This is a genomic window from Mycobacterium sp. P2_H7, assembly GCF_056403275.1.
In genome coordinates, this window is sequence record NZ_JBFUFU010000005.1 from 311,073 (window position 1) to 327,507 (window position 16,435).

The window sequence follows — 16,435 nt, forward strand, 5'->3', positions numbered from 1 at the left end:
GGTCCAGCGCTTGGCGGATTCTTGGTGCAGATTTCCGTATGTCGTCGTAGCGTCTGCAGCGTGAGCCGCCCTGTCACCGTGCTGTCCAAAGATGACGTGTTGCCCGCCCTTTTCGGGGTCTGGAGCGATATCGATCGACTGCTGGCCGGACTGCCCGACGGGCGGTGGGAGGCGCCGGTGCCGCTGCCCGCCTGGCGGGTGCGCGACGTGGTTGCCTACGTCCTGGGCACCGAGCTGATTCTGCAAGGGGAGGTGGCGCCGCCCGCCGATATGTCCGGGCTGACGCATGTGCGAAATCCGATCGGTGAGATGAACGAGGCCTGGGTGCAGCACCTCGGGGAGCTTTCCCCCGACGCCTTGCTGACGCGGTTCCGCGAGGTGACGGCGAAACGGCGCGAAGAGCTTGAGGCGATGCCGGCCGACGGCTGGAACGCGGTGATGCCGACGCCGGTCGGTCCGGAGACCTACGGCCGTTTCATGCGGGTGCGGATCTTCGACTGCTGGATGCACGAGGAGGACATTCGGGACGGCCTGGGCCGGCCGTCGACCGATGAGGATCTTTCCTGCGCCGGGGCGGCGATGGCGCTGGACGAGATCGCGGCGGGGATGGCGCGCGTTGTCGGCAAGCAGGGGCAGGCGCCCGCCGGGTCGAGGGTGCTGCTGTCGTTGACCGGGCCGCTGGCCCGCGAGATCCGGGTGGCTGTCGATGAGCGCGCCGCGGTCGTCGAAGCGTTCGACGGGGAGCCGACGACGATGCTCCGGATGGACGGCCTGCAGTTCACCCGACGCTGCGGCGGCAGGCCGCTGGCGATGACGCGGTCAGGCGAGGTGGAATACGAAGGTGACCGCGAGGTGGGGACGCGTCTCGTCGAGAACCTGGCGTTCGTGATCTGACCTCGGCCCCTGTGCACGCAATTGCGCTGTGGGGCGTGCATAAGGCCCACACTCGTCAGTCGCTGTTCGCCAGCTGACCCGTTTGTGCGATGTCGTCCGCGACGCGCCGGGCCCAGCGGAGTAGACCGCACAAACCCGCCTCCTCGCTAATCAGTGGGAGCTTGTCGGACGTGCGGGTATAGTTGACCTTCCTGCTGAACGTCGGCAGGGGTGCGAGGGGCTGAACGGTTTCGACTTCGCGCATCGAATCAAGGGAAGCGTGCCGGTGCAGGCAAATGACCACCGTAAGCGTCGTTGCAACCAATTAAGCGCCGATTCCAATCAGCGCGACTACGCCCTCGCTGCCTAAGTAGCGACTGCGTGTCTGTCAGACCGGGAGCGCCCTCGGCCCGGACCCTGGCATCAGCTAGAGGGACCCACCCACGGGTTCGGTCGCGGGACCCGTGGGGACATCAAACAGCGACTGGGATCGTCATCTCGGCTTGTCCACGTGACCGGGAGATCCAAGTAGAGACATAGCGGACTGCGCACGGAGAAGCCTTGAGGGAATGCCGTAGGACCCGGGTTCAATTCCCGGCAGCTCCACAAGAGAAGGCCAGGGCACACAAGCCCTGGCCTTCTTTCGTTTCGTCACCTCGTGGCGCGGTGCTGCCAGCGTTTCCGGGCGGCGGCGACGGCCCGTCCGCCGATCCGATGCGGCTGACCGTTCGCCAGATCGATGATCGAATCTGCCACCGGCCAGGACAGCTTGCCGTCGCTCATGGTGACCATCTGCTCAAGACTCTGGTAGGCGGCCATGCCGACGAACATCGCCGCCTCGCTGTCGCTGGCGGCTGTCTTCTTGGCCTGCCCGGCGACGACGCGGCGCAGGAGCCTCCCGACCCGCGAGGCGGTGAGTTCCTGAAGGGTCGACTGGCGCGTGAAGTGCGGACGTGACGGTGCGGGGACCTCAGCCGCTGGTGCGGGCGGCGGTGCCGGTACCAGCCGGGTCCCGACGGCGGGAAGATCGGAGTAGCCGACGATGCCGGGCCGCGCAGCGACGACGCCCGGGATGGCGTTGACGACGGGCATGGCCGTGATGACCGACCCGATACCGATCATCTCGTCCATGGTCATCGAGCCGAACTCGGGCAGCACCCCGGCTTTCAGCGTCACGTTCGGATGGCCGCGGATCTCGATCTGGTAGGCCATCGCGATGTCCCAGGCTGGGCTGAGGTCCGGTGTGATCGTCCACTTCACGGCTGTCTCGAGGACGTCGAGCCCGCCGACCGAGCCGATCCAGCGTGCGTAGACACCGGCGACGGTGCCTTTGCGAACGTCGCGTCCGGGGATGTCGAGATCTTTTGCTGCGTAGGAGAACTCGACATCGCACCGGATTCCGTCGAGGGACAGGCCGAGCAACGCTGCCAGTGCCTCGCAGGTGTCGCCGAACGGGATGGTGGCGTGCTCGATGTCGGCTGCGTGGTTCGCGTCACCCGCCGGACGCCCCCAGCCCAGTTCGTCCTGGTTCGCGTCGCCTGCCCACGGCCCGATGTCGAAGGATTCGAGGATGCTGACGTAGTTGGCGGTACGGCACACGTTGGTGGCGACCGACGCCAGATACTGCACATAGCCAGGGTTCACGCCGCTGCCGAACATGCTGACACCACCCTCGACGGCGGCGGCCTCGATCCGCGCACGAGCCTCCTCGCCGTAGGCGCGGCCGGTCATGAAGTGCGCAGTCGTCGCGACATTGATGCCCGCTCGCAGCAGCGTCTCCAGGTGGTCGATGTCAGGATGCAACGGCATGTACACGACGCAGTCTGGCTTCAGCGCGATGATCTGCTCGATGTCGTTGGTGGCCGTGACGCCGAGTGTGCGGTCCAGACCACACAATTCGCCGAGGTCTTTGCCGACCTTGTCATCGCTGTAGGCGAAGACACCGACGAGTTCCAGACCGGGTCGTTCGAGGATGCCCTTGACCGCCTCGCGGGAGATGTTCCCGGTTGTCCACTGCACCAGGCGAATCGGGGGATTGGTCACTTGACGCTCCAGGGGTTGACTGGGATGGGGTTCACGAACCGGCGACGATACGCACCGGGATGTTCGCCTGCCGCGGCATCCCGGTGATCGGGTCGTATTCGGCGTCGGTGGGCACCAGCCGACCGACATTGCTGCCGTGATCTGAGTAGGCCCGGTCCTGGGTGGGGAACCCGCCGAACGCGTGGTGCATGGAGATCACGTCGCGGCGCATGGTGTCGTCGGCCTCGACCACGCACGCGATGTCGGCATGACGTGACGCGACCGTCGCCGCCGCACCGGACTCCAGACCCAGCGCCGCCAGCGTGTCGGGATGCACGTACGCCGGGTTGTAGGGCTTACCGCGGTTGAGGGCCGACAGCGTGATGCCCGAGGAGTTCATGAAATTCGGGTGCCGGCGCGGGATCAGCCGCATCGGGAACTCGGGGTCGTCCTGGGTGCCCCGGAAGTCCTCGGCCAACACCACGGCGAGGCCGGCCAGCAGCACCTCATTCCCGACGTCCAGGCGCGCCGTGCAGTCGGCATCGCGTTTCTCGACCACCGCGTCGACGGCGAAGAGGCCGCCGTGCGGATGGCTGCGCACCTCGTCGAGAAGGATGCGCGACGTCGAACACATCTGCTCGAACAACTCCTCGGTGCTCAGTTCGCTCTCGCCGTCGAACTTCACGATGATCGGCGGTGCCTCCATGAAACGTCCTCCGCCGCTTCCGAAGAAGTTGACGAACCACAACTCCAGCTCCATCCGCTTGGCCAGGCCGAGGAAGAACTGCCATTCCTCGGTGAGGTCCGAGCCCTCAGGCGGGTCGATGAGCCGCGGGGCGTACTGCGCATACGGCGCGGGAATGCCGGTGCCGCTGGTGTAGTACTTGATCAGCTCGCTGCCGGCCGTCATCGCCGGCGTCTCCATCTGCATCATCGGCGCGATCACGTAGTCGGCCATCCGCGAGGTGCCCGACATCTCGGTGTCGAGGGTGACCAACAGTTCCAGGCTCTCCAACGCCTGCTCGGTCTTGCGCTGATCCGGCCACGCGGCCATCGGGTTGCCGCCGATGCAGATCAACGCACGCACCTGCCCATCACCGTCGAGCAGAATCTCGTCGGCCAGTGCGGCAGTGGGCATTCCGGCGACCGTGTCGGTCAGGCCGCGCACCCGGAGCCTTTCGCCGTACCCCCACCCCTCATACGGGGCGTGCGCCTGGGCTTTGGCGGTGAAGGCCGGCAACAAGGTGTTGGGCCGCAACACTTTGTCCCCGGCGCGCGCCCAGCGCCCGCAGATCGTCGTCAGGCACATGCACAAATACTCCAGCAGACTGCCGTCGCGGCCCATGTTGGGGCCGGTGCCGGCGTTGACCATGCCACCCCGCGTGCCATGGGTGGCGAAAAGGCGTGCGGCGTCGACGATCTGGGACACCGGCACGTCGGCGCGCGTCGCCGCGTATTCGGGGGTGAACCCCGATACCGCGGCGGTGAGTGCGTCGAACCCGTCGACGTGCTCGGCCAGGAACTCCGTGTCGCACAAGCCCTCGGTGATGATCAGGTTGATGAACGCCGCGAGGATCGACACGTCCTCGCCCGGGCGCGGCTGGATGTGGATCGCGGCGCGCGCCGCGGTCTGCGACTGCCGCGGATCCACCACGATCAACTGCATCCCGCGTGCGACGGCGGCTTTGAGGTGTTGGGACGGATTCTGGCCGGGAATGCCAATCGCCTTGGACACCACCGGGTTCGTGCCCACCAGCAACCAGCTGTCGGCCTCGTCGAAGCTGACGTCACCGCCCAGCCAATGCCCGTGCGCGGCCAGCGCGATCTGCTTGCCCGGCTGATCGATCGTGTTCGCGGTGAAGAACATCGGCGACTCGATGGCGCGGATGAACGCATTGGCCATCAACGCCGACGCCGGATACGGCAAACCGTTGGTACCCAGATACAGGGCCACCGAGCGGGGGCCGTGCTCCTCGATCAGGGCGGTCAGCTTCGCGGCGATCTCATCCATCGCTTGGCCGGCCTCGACGGCCGCGTAGGTGCCGTCGGCGGCACGCTTCTGGCTGACCAGCAGGCGCTGCGGATTATTGTGGATGGCCGGCAACGCGCGACCCTTGGCGCAGGTATAGCCCTTGAACAGAGGGTTGTCGGGATCGCCGGCGACCTTGGTGAGTCGCCCGTCGGTGACCGTGGCGAGGACGCCGCAGTGCGCGGAACAGATCCGGCAGATCGCAGGATGCGTCGTCGTGTGCGGCATGGGGTAACTCCCTCAGGGCGGTGGGCGTGCCCCATGCTAAGCGATCGCTCAGCACTGGCGAGGGCGAAAGGCGAAACCAATCCGGCAAACCCGCTTCCCTGCCGCGCCCGGAGCGTGGCCGACGAAGTCTGCGCCGGCCGCAGAGTTGCGTAATCTCTAACCGGTACCCACGACGAAGGACTCACCCATGGCGGGAGCACTCACCCCCGAAGCCGAAAGCGCTGTCGCCGACATCGCCCAGCGTTACGGCCTCTCGCGCGAGGCGGTACTGGCCATGCTGATTGCCGTCAATTCCGGCGGAGGCACCATGGCCCAGTTCTCCATCCCCGAACTCGGTGGGTCCGGGCAGTGGATGCGGGGTGGCATGACGATGGTCGGCAACATGTTCGACAACGGGCTCAAGGCGCGCGTCGACGGACTGTGCGCCGAGTTGTCCCAATTGTTGGCCACCACCACGGTGTTCCCCGCCGTCACGAACTCCGCTCCCGGGTACGCCTCGGGCAACTGGTGGCCCGGCGACCTGGGCTTCCCGAGTTCATCGGGCGGCCAGAACGACTCGCGCTACGCCATCTTCCCCAACACCCAGCGGCTGGCCATCCAGATCAACGGTGTGACACGGATCTTCGACACCGGCGAACACCGGATCGGAGGCGTTCAGCAGCAACAGGGCAGCGGCTACGGAACGGCCAGTTTCACCAGCCAGTTCGGCACCTTCGACGTATCGAGCCTGCGTGAACTCGGAGCACAGCAGGTGGCCGAGACGCCGGTGGCGGCGCCTGTACCGGAGTACCAACCCGAACCCGCACCCCAGTTCACTCCTCAGCCACCGGCACCCGCGCAGACCTCCGGCGTCTCCGGGGATTCAGCGGCCATCATCGCCGCCATCGAGTCGCTCGCCGGCCTGCGCGAGCGCGGCATCCTTTCGGATGAGGAGTTCTCCGTGAAGAAAGCCGAACTGCTTGGCCGCCTCTGAGCCTGCTCGTCGCCGAGCAAACGACCGGGGTGATCAGGGTGAGCCCGTAACATCGCCGCTGCGCTCTCCCAGCGGGCTCGCGTCGCCATCGCAGCCCCCAAACGAGGAGGGCTGAGCTCATTCTCAGGTTCCCCCACCCCGGTCGCGTACTATGCCCCTGACTCGCCTGATTCTTTGCTGTGGGATGGGTTCGGATGAGGCTGCGGCGGCGCGGCCGCTGCTAGTTTGCGAATATGACCGACACCATCACCCGTCGGCCGGGGGGCCTCGAGATCAGCGTCGTCATTCCCTGCCGGAACGGTTCTCCGTTCATCCGTAAGCAATTGGACGCGCTTCTGGCACAACGGACTGACGCCGATTTCGAGGTGATCGTCGCCGATAACGGCTCTACCGACGACACCGCCGACATCGTCCGTTCCTATGCCGATCCGCGGGTGCATCTCGTCGACGCCGGACGGTCGCCAGGCGTCAACGTCGGACGCAATGAAGGCGTTGCTGCGGCTCGCGGTGACGTGATCCTGCTGACCGACGCCGACGATTTCGTCCATGAAGGCTGGATCGACGCGTACGCGACGGCGTTCCGCGACGGCACGCAGGTCGCCGGCGGTGGACTGGACCGCGTCCTGGCCGACGGCCGGGTGCTGGAGCGCAACAGGCAGCTGTACAAAGTGCTGGTCGGCGGTATCCGTTTTGCGAACGGTACGAACTGCGCCTTCACCCGCGAGGTGTTCGACGCGGTCGGCGGGTTCGACGAGTCGTTCAGGGGCGGTGCGGACGAGGTCGAGTTCTTCTGGCGTATTGCCGACGCCGGGTACACCCTCGAGTTGGTGCCCGACGCTGTGGTGTCCAAGACGCAGCACGCCGACCTCGGCGATGCGTTCCAGCAGCACTTCAACTTCGGCCGCGGCGAGGCCCGCCTGCTACGCAAGCACCGGCCCCAACTGCTCGCGGCGGTCACCGTCGTGGCCATGATGCAGGCGGTGCTGTGGGGCCTGATCAGGTCGACGGTCGTGCGCGTGGCACCGGCGGGGGATCGGAAGGCGACGTGCACGCTGGCGTGGAACCTGGGCCTGTGGGCCGAGAGCAGTCGCTTGCGGCACGGCGACACTTGCGCGCGACGCCTACCCGTGGCGTAACGGGGTTAGGCGGCCCGGAAATGCGGTATGTGTGGTGGCATGACGCGTTTGCTCGCCCAGCTGGCTCGCGTCGCCATCGCAGCCCCCAAACGAGTACTGCTGGTAGTCGGGCTGCTGACCCTGTTGGCCGGGATCTTCGGCGCCACGGTCACCGAGCACCTCGGCGCGGCCGGCTTCCAGGACCCGAACTCCGAGTCGGCGCGTGGCACGAAGGTGCTCACCGAGACCTTCGGCCAGGGCGACATGGATGTGACGTTCGTGGTGCAGGGTGCCGGCGACATGCGGGCCCCGGCCGCTGCGGCGGCGGGCCGCAAACTCGTCGAGGACCTTCGACGCGCCCCGCACGTCAGCGGGGTCCAGTCACCCTGGGATGGCCCCCCGGGAGCGATCAGCGCCGACCGCCGGACGGCGGTGGTCATCGCGCAGATCACCGGCGGCGAGAACGACGCCCCCAAACACGGCAAGGAAGCCGCCGACACGGTCACCGGTGAGCGCGACGGTCTCACCGTGCGGGCCGGCGGCTCGGCGATGGTCGCAGCGGAGATCAACGAGCAGTCCGAGAAGGACCTGCTCATCGCCGAGGCGATCGCGCTGCCGCTCTCGCTCATCGTGCTCATCTGGGTGTTCGGCGGGGTGTTCGCCGCGCTGCTCCCGCTGGTGGTCGGCGGGCTGGCCATCGTCGGCACCCTCGGATTACTGCGCGGGATCACGCTTTTCACGGACGTGTCGATCTTCGCGCTGGACCTCACCACCGCCATGGGTCTCGCGCTGGCGATCGACTACACCTTGCTCCTGATCAGCCGCTACCGCGAGGAATATCAACGGGTCGGCGACCGCGACGAAGCCCTGCACCTGGCGGTCGCGAAAGCCGGTCGCACCATCCTGTTCTCGGCGTGCACCGTGTTCCTCGCCGTCGGCGCGCTCGCGGTGTTCCCGATGTACTTCCTGCGGTCGATGGCCTATGCCGGATGCGGTGTGGTCGCCCTGGCCGGCCTCTACGCCGTCGTGGTCGCACCGGCGGTCGTCAAACTTCTCGGCGACCGGATCGAATCCTTCACCCTGCGGCGCACGCCGCAGGAAACCGACATCACGCAGAGCCGCCTCTACCGCACCGCGACTTTCGTGATGCGGCACGCTATTCCGTGCGCGCTGGTGGTGGTCGCGCTGCTGCTGATCCTCGGTGGCCCGTTCCTCAGCGCGCGGTTCGGCCTACCCGACGACCGGGTGCTGCCCGCCAGCGCGCAGTCGCGTCAGGTGGGGGACACGTTGCGCGCGGAATTCCCGGACAATGCCGCGTCGGCCACCTCGATCGTCATCCCTGACGCCGGCACGCTGACCAAGCGCGACATCGCCGGGTACGCCACAGCCTTGTCGAATGTGCCTGGCGCGGTGACGGTCTCGGCCCCGGTCGGCTCCTACGTCGACGGGCGGGCGGTCGGGCCGCCGCTGCTGCCCGCCGCGGTCAAGGACGGCAGCGTGTGGCTCTCGGTCGCGATCGAGCACCCGTCGTCGGACTCACTATCGCGGGCCGAGCTCGACCGGCTGCGCGCGGTCCCGGTGCCGCACAACGCGGAAGCCCTGTTCACCGGCGCGAATCAGCTCAACCAGGACTCGGTGGATGAGATCGTCCGCCTGCTGCCGGTGGTGCTGATCCTTATCGCGTTGACGACGTTCGTGCTGATCTTCCTGCTCACCGGAAGCCTGGTTCTGCCGCTGAAGGCGTTGGTGCTCAACACGTTGTCGCTGTCGGCGACGCTCGGCGCGCTGGTGTGGGTGTTCCAGGAGGGGCATCTGGGCGGCCTGGGCACCACACCGACCGGGACTCTGGTCGCCGACGTGTTGGTGTTCCTGTTCGCGACGGCGTTCGGCCTGTCGATGGACTATGAGGTGTTCCTGCTGTCACGGATCAGGGAGCACTGGCTCGCGACGGGGAACAACGACGAGGCGGTGGCGCTCGGGATTGCCGGTGCGGGCCGGGTCATCACGGCGGCCGCGCTGCTGATGGTGATCGTCTTCGCCGCGCTGAGCAGCGGCCAGGTCGCCTTCATGCGAATGGTCGGCGTCGGTCTGGCGCTGGCCGTCGTCGTCGACGCCACCCTGGTGCGCATGGTGTTGGTACCGGCGGTCATGAAGCTCGCAGGCACGTGGAACTGGTGGGCTCCCGCGCCGCTGGCGAAGCTGCACGCCAAGATCGGGATCAGCGAGTCAGGCTGATCTCCCCGGCCAATTCGTGGTCGAGCAGGAAGGTGCCCGCCTCACGCAGGTTCGGCGGATGGAACGAGTAGGCCGAGATACACGAAGCCAGGTAAGAGATTTCGGGATCGGTGGCGAACGCCACGCCGCCCACCTTCGAGACCATGCGAGCGACGCTGGTCTGCAGGTGGTCGCGCAGGGCGAGCCGGATCCACAAGAGGTCGGCGAAGAGGTCGTCGCTGCGGTCGCCGGTGTCGTAGCGGGCGGCGATCATTCGCAGGCTGCGCCACGCACCTTCGACGGGGGAGAACATCTCCACGAAGTCGGCTGGTGTGACGTCGTCGCGGGTGGCGAGTTTGAGCGCCAACCTGGTCGCGGCGCCGACATAGCCGGCCGTGATGATCAGGCCGAACAGCACGTAGCCCGATTTCTCGTTGCGGCCGTCGGGATCTTCGACGTCGCTGACCATCATCAGATCGTTGGGCACGAAGACGTTCTCGAAGTCCACCGCGTGGGTCTGTGCGCCGGAAAGCGGCGCGCTGGTCCACAGTGGAGTGACGGTGACGCCGGGACTTCCGTTGAAGATCAAGGTGATCGCCCGCTGTCCGGTGTCGTCGAGCACCACACTGGCCATCACACAGTCCATGCTGTCGGCGAGGCTGCACGGTTTCTTGCTGCCGGTCAGCGTGTACCCGCCGTCGGCGGGGGCTGCCTGCATGGTGGGCCGGAAGACGCTGCCGTTGATCTTGCCCTCCGAGAACCCGGACGCGAAGACGGTGCGCTGTTCGATCAGCGTTTTGATCAGGCCGACGGTCTCCTCGTCGGTGGACTCCGCGAAGTCGGCCAGGCCCGCCACCGACAGGTAGTGCATGGTGGTCGCCGCGGCCAGCGACGGGCTCAGGTAGCCGACGCCGCGTTGCAGCTCAAGGGTTTCCACGCAGGTCGCGCCCAGGCCGCCGAGGTCGATGGGCGCGGTCAGTCGGGGGCCGTCGTGCTCCTTCCAGAGCGTGACGACGTCGGTGGCCGGGTCCTCGGCGGCCGTCAGCCCGAGGTCCTCCAGCGTGTCAGCGAGTTTCGGTAGGTGCTTGCGGACGGCTGCCACGTGCGACAGTCGTTCCTCCAGTCCGGTGTGGTCCATCGGAATGTCCTTCCCGTTCAGCGTCGAGTGATGTAGCGCCGCAGTGCGTCTGCGGAACCGGTGGCGGGCGTCCAGTCAGTTGTGGAGCGCAATAATTGCGAGTCCAGCAGCGGGTCGCCACGAGTCACCCAGTGCCCCGAGAACGGCGACGCGTGCAACCGAAACGCCAGATCGGCGCCGGTTTTCAGTAGGCGCAGTGGCCCGGAGATCAAGCGTGCCTGGGTTATCGAGGCGATCTGCGCAACGCTGGTCTGATCGGTCGGGGCGATGTTGTAAATGCCGGTCAAACCCTCGTCGAGAATGGTGGCGTAAGCAGCCACCAGGTCTGTGTCCCAGAGGAATTGGTAATAGGAGCGTCCCGGATCCGGGTAGACCACCGTTTTGGCCAGGAATGCCTGCAGACCCGAGTTCTCGAAGTGCTCGCCGACGATGTAGCAGGGCCGCGCGACGGCCACCTGGGTGCCGCCCGGCTCACCGTGCGACCAGTACCAGTTGGCCAGGTGCTCCAAGAGCGCCTTGTGATAGAAGTAGTAGTGGTCGGGGTTCTGATCGCCGGCCGGATAGCTGTTCTCCGGCAACTGTATTCCGGTGCCGCACGCCGCCACGCCGAGTGCGTTGGCACTCGAGGTGAGAATCAGGTGTCCGATACCCACCCGGTTGGCTTCCTCGAGCAGGGTTTGGGTGGCCAGCACGTTGACCTGGAAGGCTTGGCGCTTGTTTCTGGGCTCCTCCACGCAATAGGCCAGATGGATGAGCGCGTCATACCCGGCGACCGATTCCAGGTCGACATGGTTGCTCAGGTCGAGGAACGCTTCGTGGACCTTGGGGTGTTTCGTCTGGGGCTGTCGGCGACCGAGAACGGTGATCTCTTTGATGTCATCGTTGTCGACGGCCCACTGCAGCATGGACCGTCCGAAGTCGCCGGTGGCTCCGGTGATGGCGAGGCGGAGGCCCCCACTCATGCAGCCGCCAGGGCCCAGGACAGTTCCTTGTTCAGTAGTTCGGCAGACCGCAAGACGTCGTCCTCGCTCAGTTCGGAGGTCATGCAGACACGCAGGATCGGGTTACCCACCGGAACCGCCGGATAGATCGCCGGGGTGACGAACACCCCTTCATCGCGAAGTTGGTTCCAGCTCAACACGGTTCGCATCTCGTCGAACAGTCGGATGGGGATGATCGGTGACCAGTCCGGGCTGTGCTCGTCGGGCTGGTGCAGGGCCACGTCCAAGGGCGTGAGCGCCTCGCGCATCAGGCGTGAGTTGCGCTCCAGCCGGCTGCGCCGCTCGCCGCCCTCGGTGCTGCGAATGATCTTGACCGCGGCCGAGGCGGCGGCCATCGCACCAGGGGTGGCAGACGTACTGAACCAGAACGACCGCGCACTGAGCCGGATCTCGTCGATGAAATCGCGTGATGCGGTGATGAACCCGCCGAGCCCGCCGATCGCCTTCGACAATGAGCCCATCACGATGTCGACGTCCTGGGAGACGTTGTTGCGTTGCGTCAAACCGCCGCCGGTGGGTCCGAACACCCCTATTCCGTGGGCTTCGTCGACCATGAGAATGGCGCCGGCGCTCTTGCAGATGTCGATGATCCGCTCCAGCGGAGCGGTCGAGCCTTCCATCGAATACAGCGAGTCGACGATGACCAGGATGCGCCGGTAGTCGGTGCCCGCCTGGCTGCGCAGAATCGCGGCCAGCGACTCGGCGTCGTTGTGCTCGAACTTGGCTTCCACGGCCTGACTCAGCCGGACGCCGTCGCGGATGGAGGCGTGGGCCAGTGAATCGACCACCGCCAGGCAGTCGCTGCCGAGCAGTGCCTGGATGGTGCCGACGTTGGTCTGATAGCCAGTGGTAAAGACCAGCGCCTCTTCCTTGCCGAGCCATGCGGCGATCTGCTGTTCGAGCGCCACGTGCAGGCTGTACGTGCCGTTGAGCAGACGGCTGCCGGTGGTGCCGGTCCCGAACTCCTGGGTGGCCGCCACCGATGCGGCGATGACGTCCGGATGGGTCGACAAGCCGATATAGGAGTTGGAGCCCAGCAGCACGCATTCGTGCCCGCCGACCTCGACCAGCGGGGTGTCGACCGCGTCGATTTGCTGGAAAAACGGGAGTTGGCCGGTCGAGTCGAAATGGCGCAACAACTCGATTCGTTGCCCCACATCCTGCGCGATGTCACCGGTCTCCGCGAACTCTTCAAGATCGCTTTCCATGGTTCCCCCCCGATTTTCGGCTGCGGAAGCTACTGAGCATTCGTAAAACTCACGTCAAAGAAGAGATTCGAGTTCAACGGTGCCGCGGATGGGTCAGAACCCTGAGAATCTGGACAGAGTTGCATGGTCACGGGGCTCCCTCGGTCGAGCCAGACTTGCTGAAATACCCGTTCCTCGGCGGCCGCAACCTGTGAATCGTCGTTGCTGACGCTGTTAACCCAAAGTTGGGACGCGGACCCCCGCTGTCGGGCGGAGAGTGTGCTGTGAAGTGGCTGTGCCGGAGCGCCTGACGTTCCGGTCCCGCTCTGCCACGCTGTCCACGTGGACCTGATGTGGAGCGTCGTCGCGGTGACCGTCGCGACGTTCACTGTGCTGCTCGCCGTGCGCCGGTTCGTGATGGCGGGCAGCCAGTTGGCCTTCTCGCGCTACGTCGCCGTCGGCGGGTTGGTGGCGTTCACCGCCGACCGGGACGGTGACGTCTACCGAGTTCGGTTCGAAGTGGGCGGACCCGGCATCTTCCACAACGTGACGGTGCAGTTGTTCGGCGCGGACGGACCGCCAGCGCCCGCGTTGCGGCACACGATGACCGCCGGCGACGCCCCGATCGAATGGACGGTGCCTGGCGGCCAGCGGGCGTGGGTGATGGTGACGTGGGTGCGGCCGTACCTGCAGGGCGTCGAGTCCGAGGCACTTGCCTTGGTGCTCGACACCGGTCGGCTGTATGAGTGGCGCTGGTATGCCGAGACCACCCGCTACATCCGGACGGTCGTCCGGTACCTGGCGCGACGATGGTCCACGGTAGGAAGCGAGCTGCCCTTGTATGGGCGGTGGCGCACGACGTCGTCGAATTCAGCCGCCGACCTGTTGGGTCCGGGGGCGACGGTGCCGCCGCTCGGGTGACGCGCTCACAAGGGCGTGTAGACGACGATCTGGAACTCGGGCTGATCCGAGGGCCGCAGCTGATGGTGTTCGTAACGCACCGTGCCGAATTCGGGGTGGTGAAAGATCCGCTCGCGGGACTCGAACCCGCCGATGTCGTGGCGTTCCCACCCGGCGCGAAACTCCGGGCTGACCTCCGAAAGGCGTGACACCAGATCCAACAACGCGGGATCGCCTAGGCGCGAACCACTTTCGGCGCGGAACTCGGCGAGGAAGCGCTGACTGGTGACCTGCCAGTCGTCGAGCAGGTCTCGGACCGCGGGGTCGGTGAACACCACCCACAACAGGTTGCGTTCGGCAGGTGGCGTGGTCCCGACATTGGGATAGAGCCGTTGGTAGGCCGTGTTCCAGCCGGCGATGCCCCACTCCGGGGTCAGCGCGTAGGCGGGATTGTCGCCGATCGCGTCGAGGAAGCGTTGCACGTGCGGCGGCACCGTCGTAACGTCGTCGGCGGCAGCGGCGGGCAGGGGAGCGAACCCCGCCAAGCCCAGGACGTAGCGGTGCTCGGGCACCCCGAGTCGCAGTGTGCGGCTGACGGCGTCGAGCACCTGGCGCGACGGGTTGATGTCGCGGCCCTGTTCCAGCCAGGTGTACCAGGTGACGCTCACCCCGGACAGGTAGGAGACCTCCTCGCGCCGCAATCCGACGGTGCGGCCGCGCCCGGCCGGTGGCAGGCCGAAGTCGGCGCGGACCAGGCGTTCGCGACTGGAACGCAGGAACGCGCCCAGTTCGGCGCGACGGTCCTCGTCGGTGGGCACGCGCTCAAGACTAGTACTGCCACTACTAGTGTTGGCGGCGTCTTCCCAGCGTGCGGCCCAGGCCCGACAGTGGAAGCATGATCCCGCTGCGTTCCCGCACCGTCACCCATGGCCGCAACATGGCCGGAGCCCGCGCCCTGCTGCGCGCGGCCGGCGTCGCCCGCGAGGACTTCGGCAAGCCCATCGTGGCGGTGGCCAACAGCTTCACCGAGTTCGTCCCCGGGCACACGCACCTGCAACCGGTCGGGCGCATTGTGTCCGAGGCGATCAAGCAGGCGGGTGGTATCCCGCGTGAGTTCAACACCATCGCCGTCGACGACGGAATCGCCATGGGGCACAGCGGCATGCTGTACTCGCTGCCGTCGCGCGATCTGATCGCCGACTCGGTCGAGTACATGGTCGAGGCGCACAAGGCCGATGCGCTGGTGTGTATCTCCAACTGCGACAAGATCACTCCGGGCATGCTGATGGCCGCGCTGCGGCTGAACGTCCCGACGGTGTTCGTCTCCGGCGGTCCGATGGAGGGCGGCCGCGCCACCCTGGTCGACGGCCGGGTGCGGACCGGCCTGCACCTGATCGACCCGATGGCCGGTGCCGCCGACCCGTCGATCTCGGATGAGGACCTGTCCCGGATCGAGGAAGCCGCGTGCCCGACGTGCGGGTCGTGCTCGGGCATGTTCACCGCCAACTCGATGAACTGTCTGGTCGAGGCGCTCGGCCTGGCGCTGCCCGGCAACGGCTCGGTGCTCGCCACCCACACAGCGCGCCGAGCCCTGTACGAGAAGGCCGGTACCGCCGTCGTCGACATCACCACCCGGTACTACGACCACGGTGACGTGTCGGTGCTGCCGCGGGCCATCGCGTCGCGCGCGGCGTTCGAGAACGCGATGGCCATGGACGTCGCGATGGGCGGGTCCACCAATACGGTGCTGCACCTGATGGCCGCCGCGCACGAGGCCGAGCTGGACTTCGTGCTCGGCGAGATCGACGAGATCTCCCGCCGGGTGCCGTGTCTGTGCAAGGTGGCGCCCAACGGGCCTTACCTGATGGAGGACGTGCACCGGGCCGGCGGCATCCCCGCGATCCTCGGCGAACTGCACCGCGGCGGGCTGCTGGCCAAAGATGTTCACGCTGTGCATTCGGGAAATCTCGACGATTGGTTGCACCACTGGGACATTCGGGGTCCCGGTGCGTGTGCGGAAGCTGTCGAACTGTTCCACGCCGCACCGGGTGGACGTCGCAGCGCGACCGCGTTCTCGCAGTCCGAACGCTGGGAAAGCCTGGACGTCGACGCCGCACACGGCTGCATTCGTGATGTCGCCCATGCCTATTCGCCTGACGGCGGGTTGGCCGTGCTCACCGGGAACCTCGCGCCCGACGGTGCCGTCGTCAAGACCGCCGGCGTGGACCCCGGCGCACTCACCTTCGAAGGTCCCGCGGTGGTGGTCGAATCGCAGGAGCAGGCGGTCGACGCGATCCTCGGCGGCCGCGTCGCCGCGGGCGACGTGCTGGTGGTCCGGTACGAAGGCCCGCGGGGTGGACCGGGTATGCAGGAAATGCTCTATCCCACGTCCTTCCTGAAAGGACGGGGCCTGGGCAAGGTGTGTGCGCTGGTCACCGACGGCCGGTTCTCCGGTGGCAGCTCCGGTCTGTCGATCGGGCACGTGTCGCCGGAGGCGGCGGCCGGTGGGCCCATCGCGCTGGTCCGCGAAGGCGACCGGATCGTCATCGACATCGCCTCGCGGGCAATCACTCTCGACGTGACGCACGACGAGCTCGACCGTCGGCGCACCGAACTCGACGGGCGGTTCCGGCCGCGGGACCGGAACAGGCCCGTCTCGGTGGCACTGCGCGCCTACGCGCTGCTGGCCACCTCGGCCGACAGAGGAGCCGTCCGGGCGATCCCAGCCGAGGTGTGACGGCGGGCGTAGGCTCAG

General features: G+C 66.9%; 12 protein-coding genes and 1 other RNA gene. 7 read left to right on the plus strand and 6 right to left on the minus strand.

What is annotated here, in order from left to right; genetic code table 11:
* Nucleotides 1-60 precede the first annotated feature (60 nt).
* Nucleotides 61-894, plus strand: a complete 834-nt coding sequence (locus AC1DY7_RS07400; protein WP_477493001.1) for a maleylpyruvate isomerase family mycothiol-dependent enzyme — start codon at nucleotides 61-63, stop codon at nucleotides 892-894.
* Nucleotides 895-1,110: 216 nt separating this feature from the next.
* Nucleotides 1,111-1,482, plus strand: a transfer-messenger RNA (tmRNA) gene (ssrA, locus tag AC1DY7_RS07405).
* Between the two features lie 42 nt (nucleotides 1,483-1,524).
* On the opposite strand, the gene AC1DY7_RS07410 is transcribed toward ssrA, so the two are convergent.
* Nucleotides 1,525-2,916 (minus strand): NAD(P)H-dependent amine dehydrogenase family protein, encoded by a 1,392-nt coding sequence (locus AC1DY7_RS07410; protein WP_477493002.1) that lies wholly within the window; start codon nucleotides 2,914-2,916, stop codon nucleotides 1,525-1,527.
* A 31-nt stretch (nucleotides 2,917-2,947) separates the two neighbouring features.
* Nucleotides 2,948-5,152, minus strand: a complete 2,205-nt coding sequence (locus AC1DY7_RS07415) for a molybdopterin-containing oxidoreductase family protein (protein WP_477493003.1) — start codon at nucleotides 5,150-5,152, stop codon at nucleotides 2,948-2,950.
* Nucleotides 5,153-5,339: 187 nt separating this feature from the next.
* On the opposite strand from AC1DY7_RS07415, the gene AC1DY7_RS07420 reads away from it, so the two are divergent.
* From AC1DY7_RS07420 to AC1DY7_RS07430, 3 genes are all read left to right on the plus strand, one after another.
* Entirely contained in the window at nucleotides 5,340-6,125 is a 786-nt protein-coding gene (locus AC1DY7_RS07420) for an SHOCT domain-containing protein (RefSeq protein ID WP_477493004.1), read from the plus strand.
* Between the two features lie 233 nt (nucleotides 6,126-6,358).
* Nucleotides 6,359-7,261: a glycosyltransferase family 2 protein gene (locus AC1DY7_RS07425; protein ID WP_477493005.1), complete on the plus strand. Its 903-nt coding sequence runs from the start codon at nucleotides 6,359-6,361 to the stop codon at nucleotides 7,259-7,261.
* Between the two features lie 39 nt (nucleotides 7,262-7,300).
* Nucleotides 7,301-9,475, plus strand: coding sequence for an MMPL family transporter (locus AC1DY7_RS07430; RefSeq protein ID WP_477493006.1), 2,175 nt, complete (start codon nucleotides 7,301-7,303; stop codon nucleotides 9,473-9,475).
* On the opposite strand, the gene AC1DY7_RS07435 is transcribed toward AC1DY7_RS07430, so the two are convergent.
* From AC1DY7_RS07435 to AC1DY7_RS07445, 3 genes are read right to left on the minus strand one after another with little or no spacing between them, the layout of a single operon-like run.
* Nucleotides 9,459-10,592, minus strand: a complete 1,134-nt coding sequence (locus AC1DY7_RS07435; protein ID WP_477493007.1) for an acyl-CoA dehydrogenase family protein — start codon at nucleotides 10,590-10,592, stop codon at nucleotides 9,459-9,461. The two genes, AC1DY7_RS07430 and AC1DY7_RS07435, sit on opposite strands and share 17 nt — an antisense overlap.
* 17 nt (nucleotides 10,593-10,609) lie before the next feature.
* Entirely contained in the window at nucleotides 10,610-11,554 is a 945-nt protein-coding gene (locus tag AC1DY7_RS07440) for an NAD-dependent epimerase/dehydratase family protein (protein WP_477493008.1), read from the minus strand.
* A complete protein-coding gene (locus AC1DY7_RS07445; protein ID WP_477493009.1) occupies nucleotides 11,551-12,801 on the minus strand; it encodes an aminotransferase class I/II-fold pyridoxal phosphate-dependent enzyme in 1,251 nt (416 codons plus the stop codon). Before AC1DY7_RS07445 ends, AC1DY7_RS07440 begins: the two co-directional genes overlap by 4 nt.
* 321 nt (nucleotides 12,802-13,122) lie before the next feature.
* Between AC1DY7_RS07445 and AC1DY7_RS07450 the strand changes: the two genes are divergently transcribed.
* The gene (locus AC1DY7_RS07450) at nucleotides 13,123-13,701 is read left to right on the plus strand and encodes a hypothetical protein (RefSeq protein WP_477493010.1); all 579 of its coding nucleotides are present in this window, start codon (nucleotides 13,123-13,125) and stop codon (nucleotides 13,699-13,701) included.
* Between the two features lie 5 nt (nucleotides 13,702-13,706).
* On the opposite strand, the gene AC1DY7_RS07455 is transcribed toward AC1DY7_RS07450, so the two are convergent.
* Nucleotides 13,707-14,498, minus strand: a complete 792-nt coding sequence (locus AC1DY7_RS07455) for a helix-turn-helix transcriptional regulator (protein WP_477493011.1) — start codon at nucleotides 14,496-14,498, stop codon at nucleotides 13,707-13,709.
* Between the two features lie 77 nt (nucleotides 14,499-14,575).
* On the opposite strand from AC1DY7_RS07455, the gene ilvD reads away from it, so the two are divergent.
* The gene (gene ilvD / locus AC1DY7_RS07460) at nucleotides 14,576-16,417 is read left to right on the plus strand and encodes a dihydroxy-acid dehydratase (RefSeq protein ID WP_477493012.1); all 1,842 of its coding nucleotides are present in this window, start codon (nucleotides 14,576-14,578) and stop codon (nucleotides 16,415-16,417) included.
* Nucleotides 16,418-16,435: the final 18 nt, after the last annotated feature.

What these genes read in the sequence shown, in the direction of transcription:
- AC1DY7_RS07415 (WP_477493003.1), bottom strand. Translation starts at nt 5,152, where the DNA reads ATGCCGCACACGACGACGCATCCTGCGATCTGCCGGATCTGTTCCGCG.
- AC1DY7_RS07420 (WP_477493004.1), top strand. Translation starts at nt 5,340, where the DNA reads ATGGCGGGAGCACTCACCCCCGAAGCCGAAAGCGCTGTCGCCGACATC.
- AC1DY7_RS07425 (WP_477493005.1), top strand. Translation starts at nt 6,359, where the DNA reads ATGACCGACACCATCACCCGTCGGCCGGGGGGCCTCGAGATCAGCGTC.
- AC1DY7_RS07430 (WP_477493006.1), top strand. Translation starts at nt 7,301, where the DNA reads ATGACGCGTTTGCTCGCCCAGCTGGCTCGCGTCGCCATCGCAGCCCCC.
- AC1DY7_RS07435 (WP_477493007.1), bottom strand. Translation starts at nt 10,592, where the DNA reads ATGGACCACACCGGACTGGAGGAACGACTGTCGCACGTGGCAGCCGTC.
- AC1DY7_RS07440 (WP_477493008.1), bottom strand. Translation starts at nt 11,554, where the DNA reads ATGAGTGGGGGCCTCCGCCTCGCCATCACCGGAGCCACCGGCGACTTC.
- AC1DY7_RS07445 (WP_477493009.1), bottom strand. Translation starts at nt 12,801, where the DNA reads ATGGAAAGCGATCTTGAAGAGTTCGCGGAGACCGGTGACATCGCGCAG.
- ilvD (WP_477493012.1), top strand. Translation starts at nt 14,576, where the DNA reads ATGATCCCGCTGCGTTCCCGCACCGTCACCCATGGCCGCAACATGGCC.